Source organism: Geodermatophilus sp. SYSU D00879 (assembly GCF_054050375.1).
Genome location: NZ_JBJGZF010000010.1, coordinates 90221 through 105709, shown reverse-complemented (window position 1 = coordinate 105709; position 15489 = coordinate 90221). Strand labels below are relative to the sequence as shown.

Here is a 15489-nt window from a genome sequence, read left to right as displayed (position 1 = left end):
CGATGAGTCCAGCGCCCGGCGCCGGTCCCGAGGAGGTGGCCGTCTTCCTCCTCGTCCCCGGCGCCGGTGGGCGCGCCTGGTACTGGCACCGCCTGGTCCCCGAGCTCGAACGCCGGGGTCACCGGGCGGTCGCCGTCGACCTGCCCGCCGACGACGACACCGCCGGGCTCCGGCGGTACGCCGAGGTGGCGACGGCCGCGCTCGACGCCCGGTCCGCGGACGGGGACGCCGTGGTGGTCGGGCAGTCGATGGGCGGGCTCACCGCGCCGCTGGTGGCCGCCCGCCGGCCGGTGCGGCTGCTGGTCCTGCTCAACGCGATGGTGCCGCGGCCCGGCGAGACCGGCGGGGAGTGGTGGGACGCCGTCGGTCAGGCGGAGGCCCGGGCGGCGTGTGCCCGCGCGCAGGGCCGGCCCGTGGACGACGACGTCGAGTCCGACTTCTCCCACGACGTGCCGCCGGAGGTGTGGGCCGCCGGGGCCGAGCACGCCGGCGGCCAGTCGGGGACCCCGTTCGGCGAGCCGTGGCCGCTGGCCGCCTGGCCCGACGTGCCCACGAGGGTGCTCGCCGGCGCGGAGGACCGCTTCTTCCCGGTCGCGCTGCAGCGGCGGGTGGCCAGCGAGCGGCTGGGCCTGGAGATCGTCGAGGTCCCCGGGGGGCACCTGTGCGCGCTGAGCCGGCCGGGAGAACTGGCGGACGCCCTCGACGCCCAGGTGGCGCAGACCTCGCCCCGACACGCGGGCGGGAGATGACAGCGAGGGGGTGAAAGGCGCAGGATGGTCGATTGCCGCGCGCGCCAGAAATGGCGCTCGAAATGGCGACGAAGAGACCTTCGGCCATTCTAGCAGAGGGAAGTGCATTGCCGGCGAGCCCGTCCGACGTCGTCCCCGACCCCGATCTCGCCTCCGCGCGGGACCTGGCCCTCGAGCAGGAGTACGTCACCGACCTGTACCGCCGGCTGGACGCCGCCCGCGAGCTGGCCAGCACCCGCTGGCGCCAGGCGATCACCTGGCCGGCCGTCGACCCGCAGGCGCTGCAGGAGCGCGACGCCACCGTCCGCTTCCACGGCGAGCGGGTGGTCGCGCTCGACGCCGCCGAGGCCGGGCTGGTCGTCGGCCGCATCGACCGTGTCGACGACGGCGGCGCCCTCTACGTCGGCCGGATCGGCCTGCCCGGCGACGACCCGGCGCAGGACCCGGCGCTGGTCGACTGGCGAGCGCCCGCGGCCCGGCCGTTCTACGTCGCGACGCCGGTGCAGCCGCTGGGCATCGTGCGCCGGCGGCACATCCGCACCCGCGGGCGCACCGTCGTCCGCCTCGACGACGAGGTGCTCACCGACGGCGTCATGGGCTCGGGCCTGACCGGCGAGACCGCGCTGCTGGCCGCGCTCGACGCCTCGCGCACCGGGCGGATGACCGACATCGTCCGCACCATCCAGGCCGAGCAGGACCGGGTGATCCGCAGCGACGCCGCGGGCGTGCTCGTCGTCCAGGGCGGGCCGGGCACCGGCAAGACCGCCGTCGCGCTGCACCGGGCGGCCTACCTGCTCTACACGCACCGCGAGCGGCTGGCCCGCCGCGGCCTGCTCGTCGTCGGCCCGACGCCGACGTTCCTGCGCTACATCGCCGACGTGCTGCCCTCCCTCGGCGAGACCGGCGTGCTGCTGGCCGGGCTCGGGCAGCTGCGCCCCGGCCTGGACGCCCGCGGCGAGGAGTCGCCGGAGACCGCGGCGGTCAAGGGCCGGCTGGAGATGGTCGACGTGCTGCGCGCCGCGATCGCCGACCGGCAGGTGGTGCCCGCCGCGCCGCGGGAGGTCGAGGTCGACGGGTTCCGGCTGCGGCTGCGGCCGATCGACGTCACCCGTGCGCAGAACGCGGCGCGGCGCGCGGACCCGCTGCACAACCTGGGCCGGCCGGTGTTCGTCCGCCGCGTCGTCGACACGCTGACCAAGCGCTACGCCGACCGGCTCGGCCGGGACGTGGACGGCGGCGCGGGCCTGCTCGACCGGGAGGACGTCGCCGCGCTGCGCCGCGAGGTGAGCGAGGACCCGGGCGTGCGGTCGCTGGTGGCCGAGCTGTGGCCGGTGCTCACCCCGGAGCGGCTGCTCACCGACCTGTTCGCCGACCCGGCGCGGATCGCCGCGGCCACCCCCGGCTGGTCCGACGCCGACCGCGCGCTGCTGCACCGCCCGCGCGGCAGCGCGTGGACCCCGGCCGACGTGCCGCTGCTCGAGGAGGCCGAGGAGCTGCTCGGCTTCGACGACAGCGCGCAGCGCGCCCGCGCCGACCGGGACCGCCGCCGCGCGCTGCAGCGGGCCCAGGAGACCCTCGACGTGCTGCACGGCTCCCGGTCGGTGGACCTGGAGGACGAGCACCTGGAGGCCGAGGTGCTCAGCGCCGGCGACCTGCTGTCGGCCGAGGACCTCGCCGACCGGCAGCGCGAGCTGGACCTGCGCACCACCGCCGAGCGGGCCGCCGCCGACCGCACGTGGACCTTCGGGCACGTCGTCGTCGACGAGGCGCAGGAGCTCTCGCCGATGGCCTGGCGGCTGCTGGTGCGCCGCTGCCCGACCCGGTCGATGACCGTCGTCGGCGACGTGGCGCAGACCGGCAGCCTGGGCGGCGCGCAGCGGTGGGACGCCGTCCTGCGCCCGCACGTCGGCGACGCGTTCCGGCTGGAGGAGCTGACCGTCAACTACCGCACGCCGGCCGAGGTGATGGCGGTGGCCGCCGACGTGCTGGCCGCGACCGGCACCGGGCTGCGGCCGCCGCGGTCGGTGCGCACCGGCGGCACGCCGCCGGTCGCGGAGGTCACCGGGGAGTCCGGGCTGGCCGGGCGGGTCGCCGCGGTCGCCGCGGACCTCGCCGGCCGGGAGGGGACGACGGCGGTGATCGCGCCGCCGAGCCGGGTGGCCGGCGTCGTCGCGGCGCTCGGGGAGCTGCGGCCGGACGTGCAGTCCGGGCCGGGCGCGGACTCCTCGCTGGGGCCGGTGGTGCTCACGCCGGGCGAGGCCAAGGGCCTGGAGTTCGACTCGGTGGTGGTCGCCGACCCGCAGGGCGTGCTCGACGAGGGCGTGCGCGGGCTCAACGACCTCTACGTCGCGCTCACCCGCGCCACCCAGCGGCTGACCGTGCTCTCCCCCGGCCCGCTGCCCGCGGTGCTCGGCCGGCTGGGGGCAGCCGCGGCCTAGCGGGGCCCAACCGCGGGCGCAGTGGGGCGCAAGCGCCGTCCGGAGGGTGGACGGCGTGCCCCGCTCCCGTCTGCTGACCGTGTCCGCCCTGCTCCCCGCCGTGCTGCTCGCGACGGCCGCGTGCTCGCCGGCCCCGGCGTCCGCGCCCTGGTCCGCCGCGCCGGCGGCCGAGGCCTCGCGGACCACCGTGTCCGTGCCCGGCAGCGGCCCGGCCGGGGACCACACCGACGCCCGCGGGGTCTCCGCCGGCCCGGACGGCACCACCCTCGTCCTGCTCGCCGGGGCCGACGCCGGCGTGGACGACGCCGCGCCGGGCGCCGCGCTCGCCGTCGTCGGCCCGGACGGCACGACGGTGCAGGCGACTGCGGAGCTCGCGCCCGGCTCCCACCCGGACGCCGCGTTCGGCTCCGGTGGTGCGGCCGTGGTGGCCGGGCTGGTGTGGCCGGGCACGGGACCGGTCGGCTACGCGCTGCAGGTCGTCGACCCGGCGACCGGGACGGTCACCGCCACCCTCCCGGTCGCCGTGCCCGCGGACGTGCTGCTCACCGGCTCGGCCGCGGCCGTGGGCCCCGACGGCGTGCTGTACGTGGCCGTGTCCCGCAGCGGCGGCCCCCCGCTGGTGCTCGCCGTGGACCCGGCCACGGGCTCGGTCCTGACCTCGGCCGACGCCGACCTCGCGATCGACGGGGTCGAGCCCACCTCCGCGGAGGTCGGGGCGGTGGCGGTCTCCCCCGACGGCTCCCGCGTGGTCCTGGTGGCGGAGACCCTGGGGCCCGACACGGAGGCCCCGGCCCGCAGCCTGCTGCTGGCCCTGACGCCGGACCTCCTGCCGCGGAGCGCACCGGTCGACCTCGCGCCCGGCTTCGTCCGCGCCGTCGTCGAGGACGTGGTCGTCATCGGCGACGGGACCGCATACGCAGTCGTCCGCGGTGCCGACGCCGACCGCACCGACCGCGAGCACGTGGTGGCCGTCGCGGTGGGCGCGACGGAGCCCACCGTGCTCACCGCCGACGGCGCCTTCCGCGGCACGCCGGTCACCGACGCCGAGTTCGACGGGACGGCGCTGTGGCTGACGCTGCAGCAGGAGCCGGCCGCGGCGTCGGTGGTCGTCGTCGACGTCGTGACGGGCGAGGTCGGTGCGCCGCTCGGCCTGTGCGACGAGCTGGTCGGGTACCTCCACGCCGGGGACGACGGCCGCATCGCCGTGACCGCCCGGTGCGACGGCGAGGCCGTGCTCTGGTGGCTCGACCCCCGCTGATCCCTCCTCGGCGGACGCTCGTGCTCTGCCCCCACAGCGGGGCAGAGCACGAGCGTGCGCGGACCCGGTCAGCGCGGCTGCATCACCACGCGGCTGGCCGGAAGGGCGGGGATGCGGTGCAGCGCGATGGTCAGGTCCTGGCCGGGAGCGAAGTCCGCCCGCAGCCGGGCCAGCCGGGGCGCCAGCGCGGCGAGCAGCGCGACCGTGATCCGCTCGCCGGGGCAGCGGTGGTTGGTCCGCGGGTCGCCGCCGCCCTGGGGCACCAGCTCGAACTCGCCGATCTCGCGGCCGAGGAACCGCTCGGGGCGGAAGGCGTAGGGCTCCTCCCACAGGTCCGGGTCGTGGTTCTGCCCGTACAGGTCGAGCAGCACCATCGCGTTCCTCGGGATCGTCTGCCCGGCGAACTCCAGCCGCTGCGGCGCCCGGCCGCCGATGAACGGCGCGAAGGGGTAGAAGCGCCGCACCTCGTGCGCCCACGCCTCGGCGAAGGGGGCGTCGGCGGCGGCCAGCTTGCCGCGGTAGTCGGGCCAGGTGGCGAGCGCGTGCCCGGAGAAGGCCAGGAACCAGGCGACGGCCGTGGTCGGGCGGATGACGTTGAGCAGCTCGACGGCGGCCACCCGCGGGTCCAGCAGCCCGCCGTCGGCGTCCCGGTGCGCGGCCACGACCTGCAGCACCGACCCCGCCGGCACGACGAACTCCCCGGACCGCACCCGCTGCACGATCCCCGCCAGCCACTCCTCCCACCGGCCGCGGGCCCGCCGCGCGCGCCAGTGCCGCGGCCCGCCGGTGGCGAAGCCGTCGACCATCGCCAGCAGGTCGCGGGCCAGGGCGGGCACCTCGGCGTCGGCGACCGTGATCCCCGCCCACCGGGTGACCGCGCCGGCGATCACCCGCGCCGACTCGTCGAACAGCACGAACTGCGGGCGAGTGGCCCACTCGCGGGCGGCGTCGTCCCAGGCGGCGGCGGCCCGCTCGGTGAGCGCCTCGATCGCGGCGGGGTCCATGAGCACCTGGACGAACATCGCCTTGCGCACCCGGTGCGCCTCGCCGTCGAGGGTGTGCACCGCGCCCTTGCCGAACAGCGTGCCCTGCACCGGCTCGGGGATGGCGTGCGCGCGGTGCACGTGGTCCTCGTCGTAGAGGAACCGCGCCGCCTCCGGGCCCTCGATGCCGACCGCGGGCAGGCCGCCCAGCCGCGTCCCGACGGCGTGCCGGCCGCGGGCGCGGCGCAGGTCGGGCAGCCAGGCGTAGCCCTTGGTGAGCAGGGCGAGGGAGTTCTCCAGGCGCATGGGTCCCGCGGTTCCCCGGACGAGAGCGGGTCAACCTCGGCCGGGGGGCCGACCTCAGCCCGGGCGCTGTTGCTGCAGCCGGTCGTCGCGGGCGTCGGTGGCCTCGTCGACGGGGCCGTCGTCGGCGGGCCGGTCGTCGCCGGCGGACCCGTCGCGGCGGCCGCCCGAGCGCCCGGCGCCCAGCCGGCGCAGCAGCGCGGCCACCTCCCCCGACGCCGACCGCGTCGACGCCCCCTCCGGCAGCGCCTCGGCGACCCCCTGCAGCGCCTCGGCCAGCACCCGCTCCTCGTCCGAGAGCAGCCCGCGGTAGGCCGGGTCGAGCAGGTACCCGGTGGGTGGCGTGGACAGGCAGCCGAGCAGGTCCAGCAGCACCTCCAGCCGGCGCGCGGCCTCCGCCGGCGAGGCGTCGGCCCCGCCCATCGCCACCGTCTCCACGTCCTGCTCCCACAGCCGGCTGCGGGCGGCGTCCTCGCGGAGAGCGAGCACCGTGCCGGAGCGGCGGCGGGGCTCGCGCCCGGGCACCTGCACCGCGCTGCGGACCTGGTGGGCGATGCGGATCAGGTCGTCGTCGAGCATCGAGGTGCCCACGAACAGCACGTGCCGGGTGAGCAGCAGCGAGTGCAGGACGCCGGAGAGCGCGGCGCGGGAGTCGCCGAGCTGCAGGTACTCCTCGCGGGTCAGCACGACGCCGGCCGGGTGCGCGGCGTCGCCGTGCAGCTTGAGCAGCCACGGCCGGCCGGGCCGGGGCTCGTCGTAGGGCAGCACCGACAGCTCCCGGCCCACGTCGGCGGCGGCGAGCTCGACCAGCGGGTCGTAGTTGGTGGTCACGAACTCCTGCACCGGCAGGTCGGCGATCAGCGCGTGCGCCAGCGCGTACGGCCCGGGGCCGAAGCGCTCCTGGACGAAGCGCTCGAGCTCGTCGCGGCCGAGCTCCCGGGCGAGCAGCGCCGCGGCGTCCTGCGGGGGCAGCCGGGACAGCCCCTCGCGCAGGTCGTCGTCGAGGCCCGAGCGCGCGGCCAGCTCCCCGAGCAGCTCCTCCCACGTCGGCAGGCCGGCGGCGGCGCTGACCCCGGCGCCGATGAACAGCGCCAGCTGGCCGCGGCGGGCGCGCTCCCCCAGCTGCTCGGCCAGCGCCCTCAGCGGCTCGGGCAGGTCCCAGCCGGCGTCGTCGCCGCGGCGCACCCGCTGGGCGGCGGCGAGGTCGCTGGGCCCGCGCAGCACCAGCGCGACGTCGAAGCCGTGCTCGTCGGCGGCCTCGCGCAGCACCGGCAGCAGCTGCTGCAGCAGGTCCCCGCGCCGCCCGGCCGCCCCGCCCCAGCCGGTGCCCAGCGCCGGCAGCCCGACCAGCCGCCGCGCCCGGCCGTGCACCGGCTCGGTCACCTCGCGGCGGGCGACCGCGGCCAGCGCCTCGCGGGCGCCGTCGAGCAGCCAGCCCAGCCCGCGGCCGCAGTCGTCGACGGTGTCGAGCAGCCAGGCCCGCCGCGGCCCGGTGCCGGGGACCTCGAGCACCCGCTCGTCGCCGTGCCACCCCAGGTCGACGCACACGCCCTCGGCGTCCTCGTCCCTCACCAGGTCGTCGGGCAGCAGTGCCCGCCAGCTGGCGGCGACGCGCAGCGTGCGGCCGGTGGGCACGAGAACGTCGTCGCAGGACAGGCGGGTGAGGTCGGCGCCGACGACGAAGACGTGTCCACTCACGCCCGCTCCCCTACCCACCGCACCGCCGGGACGGAACGGGACCGGGTGCAAGTCGCGCCCAAGCCCGGCGCGAGCGGGCGCCCCGAGGGTGGTCCCGTGCCCCGCCGCCTCCTGACCGCCGCCGCGCCGCTCGCCCTCGCCGCCGCGCTGACCGCCTGCACGACGACCGTCCCCGGGACCGCCTCCGGCACGGCCCCGCTGACCGTGCTGACGTCGACCGTGTTCACCGGCAGCACCGGCGGGCTGGTCAGCGGCGTGACGGTGGCCGGCGAGGAGGTGCTGCTCCTGGTCGCCGGCCCCTACGGCGGCGCCGGGCTGACCGTCGTCGACCCCACCACCGGGGAGGTCCCCGGCGAGGTGCCGCTGCCCGAGGACACGCAGGCCGACGTCGTGCTCGCCACCGGCGGCGGGACGCTCGTCGCCGGCGAGTTCCCGTCGGGCTACGCGGTCGCCGCGGTGGACCCGGGCAGCGGGCTGGTCACCGCCACCACCCCGGTCGCGCCCTTCCCCGCGGACGCCGTCGGCACGGTGGCCGCCGCGACCCCCGACGGCGGCCTGCTGGTCGGGGTGCAGCGGGCCGACGGCGTGCCGGTCGTGCTGCGCGTCGACCCCGCCACCGGCGCGGTGACCGGCACCGCCGAGCTGCCGCTGGCCGGACTCGCGGAGGGCGCGGGCCGGCTCGCCGTCGACGCGCTCGCACCGACGCCCGACGGCGGGGTGGTCGTGTCGGCGTCCGTGCCGCGGGAGGGCCGCGGGCCCTCGGTCGCGGTGCTGGTCCGGCTCGGCGCGGACCTGGCCGCGGTGGGCGAGCCGGTGGTGCTGCTGCCGGACGCGGCGGCGTCGACCGCGACCGGCCTGGCGGTCGGCCCGGACGGGACGGCCTACACCGTCGTGGCGCCGGACGGCTCCGGCCCGGCGGCGCTGGTCGCGCTGGCCCCCGGCGCGGACGCGCCCGCCCGGGTGGCCGTCGTCGACGCCGCGCCGGCCGCGCTGTCCGTCGTCGACGGGGAGCTGTGGGTGCTGCACGACCGGGTCGCGCTCACCCGCGTCGACCCCGGGACCGGCGCGGTGACCGGCCGGGTGGAGCTGTGCGCCGACGGGACCGCCGACGGCCTCGGGGTCGGTTCCGACGGCGCGCTGGTCGCTGTCACCACCTGCGACCGGGCGACGGTCTGGCGGGTGGAGCGCTAGCCGGCCTGCGGGACGCCGCAGCCGCCGGCCGAGCAGGCGCAGCCCCCGCACCCGGCCGGACGGGTCGGCGCCGGGGCGTGGGCGACCGCGCGCAGGCCGGCGGCGGCGACCAGCAGCGGCACCGCCGCCAGGCCGGCGGCCAGGGCGGCGACCACCGTGGCGACGTCGGCGGCGCGCCCGGCGCCCTGGACGGCGAGCGTGCCGGCGAGCAGGGCGCCGACCAGCACCGTCCACACCAGCAGCGCCGCGCCGCCGCGGCGGGCGGCGCCCCCGCGGGCGAACGCGACGGCCGAGCCGGCCAGCAGCACCAGCGGGACGCCGGCGAGCAGCACCCAGCCGGTCGCGACGGCGGAGACGACGGCCACCGCGACCGCGGCGACCCCGCCGGCGACGGCGGCCGCCCCGGCCGGGACCGACCCCGCGCGCAGCAGCCCCGCACCGCGGGCGGCGGCGAGTCCGCCCAGCCCGCCGAGGAGCAGCCGGGCGCCGAGGTCACCGGTCACGACGGCGAGCACCGCGAGGACGACGAGCACGACGCCGAGGGCGGCGCGCAGCGGCCAGGCGCGGCGGGCGACGTCCCGTTCGGTGCGGAGAGGAGCGGTGCCCGTCTTCGTGCGTGCCGTCTTCGTGCGTGCCGTCGTCGCGTTGACCACGACGCCCAGTGTCCCGCATCGGCCGCCGGACCCGGCGCGGCGGCCCGGTTGCGTGCGACGCTCGGGTCCCCGCGCGAGCAGGCGCACGGGTGAGGACGACGGGGGCGGCGTGACCGAGGGCGGGGTCCGGGCGCCGCAGCGCGCTGCCCGCAGCCGCCTGCTGGAGCAGGTCGCCCGCGCCGGGCTGGTCGGCTACGCCCTCATCCACCTGCTGGTCGCCTGGCTGGCGGTGCAGCTCGGCTGGGGCACGCCCGGGCTGGTCGCCCCCGCCGAGTCCACCGACTCCGCGGGCGCGCTCGCCCTGCTCGCCGCCACCCCGCTGGGCAACGTGCTGCTGTGGGCGCTGGCCGGCGCGCTGGCCGGCCTGTGCCTGTGGCAGGCGGTCGAGGTGCTGCGCCACCACCACCGGCTGCCGCCGCCGGGCCGCGAGCGCCGCGCGGCGCTGGTGCAGGTGGTCAAGACGGTGGGGACGGCGGCGTTCTACGGCTACCTGGCGGTGGCCGCGGTCCGGCAGGCCCTCGGCCTGGTGCACGCGCCGGCCGAGGACCGCGAGGCCGTGCGGGGCGTGCTGTCGTGGCCGGCCGGGCAGGAGCTGGTGGTGGGCGTCGCGGCGGTCGTCGTCGGCATCGGGCTCTACCACGTGCGCAAGGGCCTGCGGTCGGACTTCCTCGGCGAGATCGACCTCCGCACCGTCGCCCCGGCGCTGTGCCGGCTCACCCACCGCTCCGCCCAGGTCGGCGTCGTGCTCAAGGGCGTGGCGCTGGTCCTCGTCGGCGGCATCGTCGGCTGGGCCGCGGCGACCTTCGACCCGGCGCGCGCCACCGGTCTCGACGGCGCGCTGCGCGCCGTCGCCGGGGAGCCGTACGGCCGGTGGCTGCTGGTCGTCGTCGCCACCGGGCTGGCCTCCTTCGCCGTCTACCTGCTGGCCCGGGCCCGGCACCCGGTCGGCTGACCAGCGCGGCGGCCGTCCCCGTGCCACGCTGATCGCCGCACAGGAGCGGACCGAGGAGGGCGGCCATGACCGGAACGGGGACGGCGACGGGCAGGTCCGGCAGGAGCGACGCCCTCGAGAACCTGGCCCGCGTGGGGCTGGTCGCCTACGGCATCGTCCACCTGCTCGTGGCCTGGCTGGCGCTGCAGCTGGCCTGGGGCGGCGGCGACCAGCCGGCCGACCAGTCCGGCGCGCTGGGCACCCTCGCCGAGACGCCGGTCGGCAAGCCGCTGCTGTGGGTGCTCGGCATCGGGCTCGTGGCCCTCGCGCTGTGGCAGGCCGCCGAGGTGCTGCGCTGGCGGTACGGCTGGTCGGCGTCGGGCGAGCTGCGCAAGGAGGCGGTCACCAGGTCGGTCAAGGCGGTGGCCAAGGCGGTCGTCTACGTCGTGCTGGCGGTGACCGCGTTCCGGTTCGCCACCGGCGCCGGCCAGTCGAGCTCGGCCCAGCAGCAGCAGACCGCGGCCGGGGTGTTCGGCTGGCCCGGCGGTCGCTGGCTGGTCGGCGTGGCCGGCCTGGTGGTCATCGGCATCGGCGTCCACCAGGTGCTCAAGGGCGTGAAGAAGAGCTTCGTCGACGAGATCGACCTCGCCTCCGCACCACCGGCCGCCCGCCGCACGGTCACCCGCCTCGGCCAGGTCGGCTACCCCGCCAAGGGCGTGGCGTTCGGGGTGGTCGGCGCGCTGCTGGTCTACGCGGCGGTCACGTTCGACCCGGCGAAGGTCTCGGGCCTCGACGGCGCGCTGCGCACCATCCTCGAGGCCCCATTCGGGAAGGCGCTGCTGACCCTGGTGGCCGTGGGCATCGCCGCGTTCGGGGTCTTCTGCTTCGTCCGGGCGCGCTACCCCGAGCGGACGTGACGGGGCCGTTCCACCGCATCCACCGGGCGGTCGCCGCCGCCCGGGAGGTCACCGACCACCCGGTGCTGGCGGCCGCCGCCCGCGTCGGGCTGGTCGCCTACGGGGTGGTGCACCTCCTCATCGGCTGGCTGACCTGGCGGCTCTCCCGCGGCGCGGCCGGCACCGACGCCGACCAGACCGGGGCGCTGGAGACGGTCGCCGGCACCCCCGGCGGGTCGGTGCTGCTGTGGGCGATCGGCCTGGGACTGCTGGCGCTGGCGCTCTGGCAGGGCGGTGAGGTGCTGCTGTGGTGGCGCGGGCTGCTCGACCCCGCGCACCGCACCCGCACCGCCGTCGTCTGCGCCAAGTGCCTGGCCAAGGCGTTCGTGTACGCCGTCCTCGGCGTCACCGCGCTGCTGTTCGCCGTCGGCGCCGAGTACGAGGCCGACGAGCGGCTGCGCGAGCTGACCGGCGAGACCCTCGAGGTGCCCGGCGGCGCGGTCGCGGTGGCGGTCGCGGCCACCGGCGTCGTCGCCGTGGGGCTGTACTCGCTGTGGCGCGGGGCCACCGGCGGCTTCATGAAGGACGTCGATCTGCCCGCCGCGCCCGACCGGTGGGAGCCGGTGATCGAGGCCGTCGGGCGGGTCGGGTACGTGGCCAAGGGGGTGGCGTTCGGCGTCGTCGGGGTGCTGCTGTGGCGCGCGGCGACGACGGCCGACGTCTCCACCGCCACCGGCCTGGACGGCGCGATGACCACGATCGGCCGCACCGGCGCGGGCCCGTGGCTGCTCACCGTCGTCGCGGCCGGGTTCGCGGCGTTCGGCGTCTACGCCCTGGCCCGCGCCCGGTACCCCGACCGCGACCCCTCGTCCTGACCGCGCACTTCCGCGGACGTGCACCGTGCAGGTCCGCGGAAGTGCACGGGTTCAGGTCCGGGGGCCGCCGGCGACGTAGACGACCTGGCCGGAGACGAAGCCCGCGCCCTCGCTGACGAAGAACGAGACGGTGTGCGCGATGTCCTCGGGCACACCGGCGCGGGCCACCGGGATCGCCGCGGCGCGCTCGGCCACGTACTCCTCCCAGTTCCGGCCGATCCGCTCGGCGGTCGCCTTGGTCATCTCCGTCTGGATGAAGCCCGGGGCGATGGCGTTGGCGGTGACGCCGAACTTGCCCAGCTCGATGGCGAGGGTCTTGGTGAAGCCCTGCAGCCCGGCCTTGGCGGTGGCGTAGTTGGCCTGGCCGCGGTTGCCCAGCGCCGAGGTCGAGGACAGGTTGACCACCCGGCCCCACTTCGCCTCGACCATGTGCTTCTGGCAGGCGCGGGTCATGAGGAACGAGCCGCGCAGGTGCACGTGCATGACCAGGTCCCAGTCGGCGTCGGTCATCTTGAACAGCAGGTTGTCGCGGGTGACGCCCGCGTTGTTGACCAGCACGACCGGCGGGCCGAGCTCCGCGGCGATCCGGTCGACGGCGGCCTGCACCTGCTCGGCGTCGCCGACGTCGGCCCCCACCCCCAGCGCGCGCCCGCCGGCGGCCTCGATCGCCTGGACGGTGCCCGTGGTGGAGGACTCGTCGAGGTCGAGCACCGCGACGGCGAAGCCGTCGGCGGCCAGGCGCAGCGCGGTGGCCGCACCGATGCCGCGGGCGGCGCCCGTGACGATCGCGACGCGGGCGGGGGACTCGCTCATGGGGAGGTTCTCCTCGGGGTCGGGGGCTGCCGGCCGATCATGCCGGGCAGCCCCCGGACACGCCGGGTGGGGTGTCAGACCCTCTCGAGGACGGCGGCCAGCCCCTGCCCGCCGCCGATGCACATCGTCTCCAGGCCGTAGCGGGCGCCGCGGCGGTCCATCTCGCGGGTCAGCGTCGCGAGGATCCGCCCGCCGGTGGCACCGACCGGGTGGCCCAGCGAGATGCCCGAGCCGTTGACGTTCATCCGGTCGAAGTCGGACTCGGTGAAGCCCCACTCGCGGGTCACCGCCAGCACCTGGCTGGCGAAGGCCTCGTTGAGCTCGATGAGGTCGATGTCGGAGAGCTTCAGGCCGGCGAGGTCCAGCGCCTTCGCCGTCGCCGGGACCGGGCCGATGCCCATGGTCCGCGGCGGGACGCCGGCCACCGCCCAGGACACGACGCGGGCCAGCGGGCGCAGGCCGTGCTCGGCGGCCTTCTCCGGCGAGGTGACGACGCAGACCGCGGCGCCGTCGTTCTGGCCGCTGGCGTTGCCGGCGGTGACGGTGGCCTCGGGGTCGTCCCTGCCCATGATCGGGCGGAGCTTGGCGAGGGTCTCGACGGTCGAGTCGGGGCGGATGTGCTCGTCGCGGTCGACGACGGTGTCGCCCTTCCGGCCCTTGACCGTCACCGGGACGATCTCGTCGGCGAACCGGCCCTCCGCGGTGGCGGCGGCGGCGCGCTGGTGGCTGCGGACGGAGTACTCGTCCTGCTCCTCGCGGCCGATCGAGTACTCCCGGCGCAGGTTCTCCGCGGTCTCGAGCATGCCGCCGGGCACCGGGTGGTTCACGCCGCCGGCGGTGACGCGGCCGCGGGCCAGGCCGTCCTGCAGCAGGACGCCGGGACCGGCCTTCACGCCCCAGCGCATGGCGGTCGAGTAGAACGGCGCATTGCTCATCGACTCGGCACCGCCGGCCAGCACGACGTCAGCAGCGCCGGTCTGCACCTGCATCGCGGCGTACAGCACCGCCTGCAGGCCCGAGCCGCAGCGGCGGTCGACCTGGATGCCGCTCGCGGTCACCGGCAGGCCGGCGTCGAGGGCGGCGACGCGGCCGATGGCCGGCGCCTCCATGGTCGGATAGCAGTGGCCGAGGACGACGTCGTCGACCGACTCCGGCGGGAGGCCGGTGCGCTCCACGAGCGCCCGGACGACGGTGGAGGCGAGATCCTGCACGGGCACGTCCCGCAACGACCCCCCGAAGCCCCCGACCGGGGTCCGCAGCGGCTCACAGATGACCGCGTCACGCACGGCGTCCTCCTCGACTCGGCCGGCGGGCAGGCCCCGCACCGCCGCCGAGTGTGCTCCCCGGCGCGGTGCCGCGCGCAGCCAGGTCGGGGAGACGGCCCCCTCGCAGGGTCCCGCCGCGAGCTTGCGAGTGGCGGGGGGCGAGGGGCGAGGAGGTCCTCCTACTACGCGGCGCCGGCTCCCGCGCCGCGCTCGACCTGCTCGACGCCCAGGAGGTCCCACAGGCCGGTGACCTGCAGCGCCCGGACCACCGCCCGCGTGCCGACCAGCACCCGCAGCCGGGCGCCCTGCGCCTCGGCGGTGCGGTGCGCGACCGCCAGCGCGGACAGCCCGGCCGAGTCCAGGAAGGTCACGGCCTCCAGGTCGACGGTGACCACCCGCGGGTCCGCGGCGAAGGCGCCGTCGAGCTCCCGGCGGAGCAGCGGCGCGCTGGCGCAGTCGACCTCACCGGTGCACACGAGTCGGGTGACCCCGTCGAGGGAGGCGGTCTCGATGGTCAGCAGGTCGTCGGCGGAGCCCGAGGTCGTCGGGGGGTCTGAGGAGATGGTGGTCACGGTGCGCCTCTCGGTCGAGGGCAGGCCCGTGCGGAGGACAGCGGCTCGAGAGCCACACCACGGCGCGGAGTCCGGCATTGGCGGAGCACGGCTGGATGTTGAACCGCAACCCGGACGGTAGGCGCGGGGCGGATGGGGCGCAAGGTCCGCCACGGGGTGTCCACCGTGCCGGGACCGGCGTGTCGCCCGCGGCGCGCAGGGCCGTGACCAGGGACTCCGCACCCGGGACGCCGCGGACGGCCCCCGCGCGCCGGGGGCGGGGATACTGGAGGCGTGAACGCGCGACTGGTGCTGGCGGGCCTCATCTGGGCGGCGGTATCGGTCGTCGCGTTCCTCGCCATCCCGGACGTCATCGTCGCGTCGGGACTGGTCATCTTCGGCGCGGTGCTGCTGCTGGTGCTGTTCATGGCCCGGGACTGGGACACGCACTCCTCCTTCGAGGAGCGGGAGATGCTCCGCGCGCGCCGGCGCAAGGACCGCTGGGAGCGCACCGCGGGCTCCCGCGCCCGCGACCGCGAGCGGTGGGAGGCCCACCAGGCGCGCAAGGCCGCCCGCTCGGCCGGCGCCGACGACGGCCCGCAGCGGTAGCCCCCGCCCGGAGGAGGACTCGACGGGCCGGGCCGGGTCTCCCCAGCGTCGCCGCATGCGCTCCTGAGCCGACCGCCTCGCCGCGACGTCCGCGTCCTGTGACCAGGACGCCCGCGGGTCGAGCTGCCGCTCCCCTCCGCGCTCCCGGGCACGCCCCCCTGGCTGCCGGCTGCCTGCGGCCGGTCCGACCTCCTCCCGGAGGCCCCCGTGTCACGTCCCTCCCGTCCCCTGCCCGCCGCGGCCGCCGCCGCGCCCGCTCGCGGCGGGCCCCTGCAG

General features: G+C 77.6%; 14 protein-coding genes. 8 read left to right on the top strand and 6 right to left on the bottom strand.

Annotation, left to right across the window (positions count from 1 at the left end; translation table 11 throughout):
* The first annotated feature begins 2 nt into the window (after positions 1-2).
* The 3 genes from ACI79B_RS14420 (at position 3) to ACI79B_RS14410 (ending at position 4445) form a co-directional block, all read left to right on the top strand.
* A complete protein-coding gene (locus ACI79B_RS14420; RefSeq protein WP_456928891.1) occupies positions 3-749 on the top strand; it encodes an alpha/beta fold hydrolase in 747 nt (248 codons plus the stop codon).
* A 107-nt stretch (positions 750-856) separates the two neighbouring features.
* On the top strand, positions 857-3187 hold the full coding sequence (locus tag ACI79B_RS14415) for a HelD family protein (protein WP_456928892.1): 2331 nt from the start codon (positions 857-859) through the stop codon (positions 3185-3187).
* Positions 3188-3242: 55 nt separating this feature from the next.
* Complete coding sequence (locus ACI79B_RS14410) at positions 3243-4445, top strand: hypothetical protein (protein ID WP_456928893.1); 1203 nt, start codon at positions 3243-3245, stop codon at positions 4443-4445.
* 68 nt (positions 4446-4513) lie between these two features.
* On the opposite strand, the gene ACI79B_RS14405 is transcribed toward ACI79B_RS14410, so the two are convergent.
* Together ACI79B_RS14405 and ACI79B_RS14400 are read right to left on the bottom strand one after the other, a co-directional pair.
* On the bottom strand, positions 4514-5734 hold the full coding sequence (locus ACI79B_RS14405) for a cytochrome P450 (protein WP_456928894.1): 1221 nt from the start codon (positions 5732-5734) through the stop codon (positions 4514-4516).
* A gap of 54 nt (positions 5735-5788) precedes the next feature.
* Positions 5789-7429, bottom strand: coding sequence for an SIR2 family protein (locus ACI79B_RS14400; protein ID WP_456928895.1), 1641 nt, complete (start codon positions 7427-7429; stop codon positions 5789-5791).
* Positions 7430-7525: 96 nt separating this feature from the next.
* Between ACI79B_RS14400 and ACI79B_RS14395 the strand changes: the two genes are divergently transcribed.
* Complete coding sequence (locus ACI79B_RS14395; RefSeq protein ID WP_456928896.1) at positions 7526-8620, top strand: hypothetical protein; 1095 nt, start codon at positions 7526-7528, stop codon at positions 8618-8620.
* Here the strand turns inward: ACI79B_RS14395 and ACI79B_RS14390 are convergent.
* On the bottom strand, positions 8617-9273 hold the full coding sequence (locus tag ACI79B_RS14390) for a hypothetical protein (protein ID WP_456928897.1): 657 nt from the start codon (positions 9271-9273) through the stop codon (positions 8617-8619). The genes ACI79B_RS14395 and ACI79B_RS14390 overlap by 4 nt on opposite strands.
* Before the next feature lie 109 nt (positions 9274-9382).
* Here ACI79B_RS14390 and ACI79B_RS14385 point away from each other — a divergent pair, with 109 nt between their 5' ends.
* The 3 genes from ACI79B_RS14385 (at position 9383) to ACI79B_RS14375 (ending at position 11975) form a co-directional block, all read left to right on the top strand.
* Positions 9383-10225, top strand: a complete 843-nt coding sequence (locus ACI79B_RS14385; protein WP_456928898.1) for a DUF1206 domain-containing protein — start codon at positions 9383-9385, stop codon at positions 10223-10225.
* Between the two features lie 65 nt (positions 10226-10290).
* Positions 10291-11121: a DUF1206 domain-containing protein gene (locus ACI79B_RS14380; protein ID WP_456928899.1), complete on the top strand. Its 831-nt coding sequence runs from the start codon at positions 10291-10293 to the stop codon at positions 11119-11121.
* Positions 11118-11975 (top strand): DUF1206 domain-containing protein, encoded by an 858-nt coding sequence (locus ACI79B_RS14375; protein WP_456928900.1) that lies wholly within the window; start codon positions 11118-11120, stop codon positions 11973-11975. Before ACI79B_RS14380 ends, ACI79B_RS14375 begins: the two co-directional genes overlap by 4 nt.
* 51 nt (positions 11976-12026) lie before the next feature.
* Here ACI79B_RS14375 and ACI79B_RS14370 read toward each other — a convergent pair whose 3' ends face one another.
* From ACI79B_RS14370 to ACI79B_RS14360, 3 genes are all read right to left on the bottom strand, one after another.
* A complete protein-coding gene (locus tag ACI79B_RS14370; protein ID WP_456928901.1) occupies positions 12027-12788 on the bottom strand; it encodes an SDR family oxidoreductase in 762 nt (253 codons plus the stop codon).
* A 74-nt stretch (positions 12789-12862) separates the two neighbouring features.
* Positions 12863-14074, bottom strand: a complete 1212-nt coding sequence (locus ACI79B_RS14365; protein ID WP_457000176.1) for an acetyl-CoA C-acetyltransferase — start codon at positions 14072-14074, stop codon at positions 12863-12865.
* Between the two features lie 161 nt (positions 14075-14235).
* Entirely contained in the window at positions 14236-14625 is a 390-nt protein-coding gene (locus tag ACI79B_RS14360) for an STAS domain-containing protein (RefSeq protein ID WP_456928903.1), read from the bottom strand.
* Positions 14626-14898: 273 nt separating this feature from the next.
* Between ACI79B_RS14360 and ACI79B_RS14355 the strand changes: the two genes are divergently transcribed.
* Entirely contained in the window at positions 14899-15213 is a 315-nt protein-coding gene (locus ACI79B_RS14355) for a hypothetical protein (RefSeq protein ID WP_456928904.1), read from the top strand.
* The last annotated feature ends 276 nt before the right edge of the window (positions 15214-15489 follow it).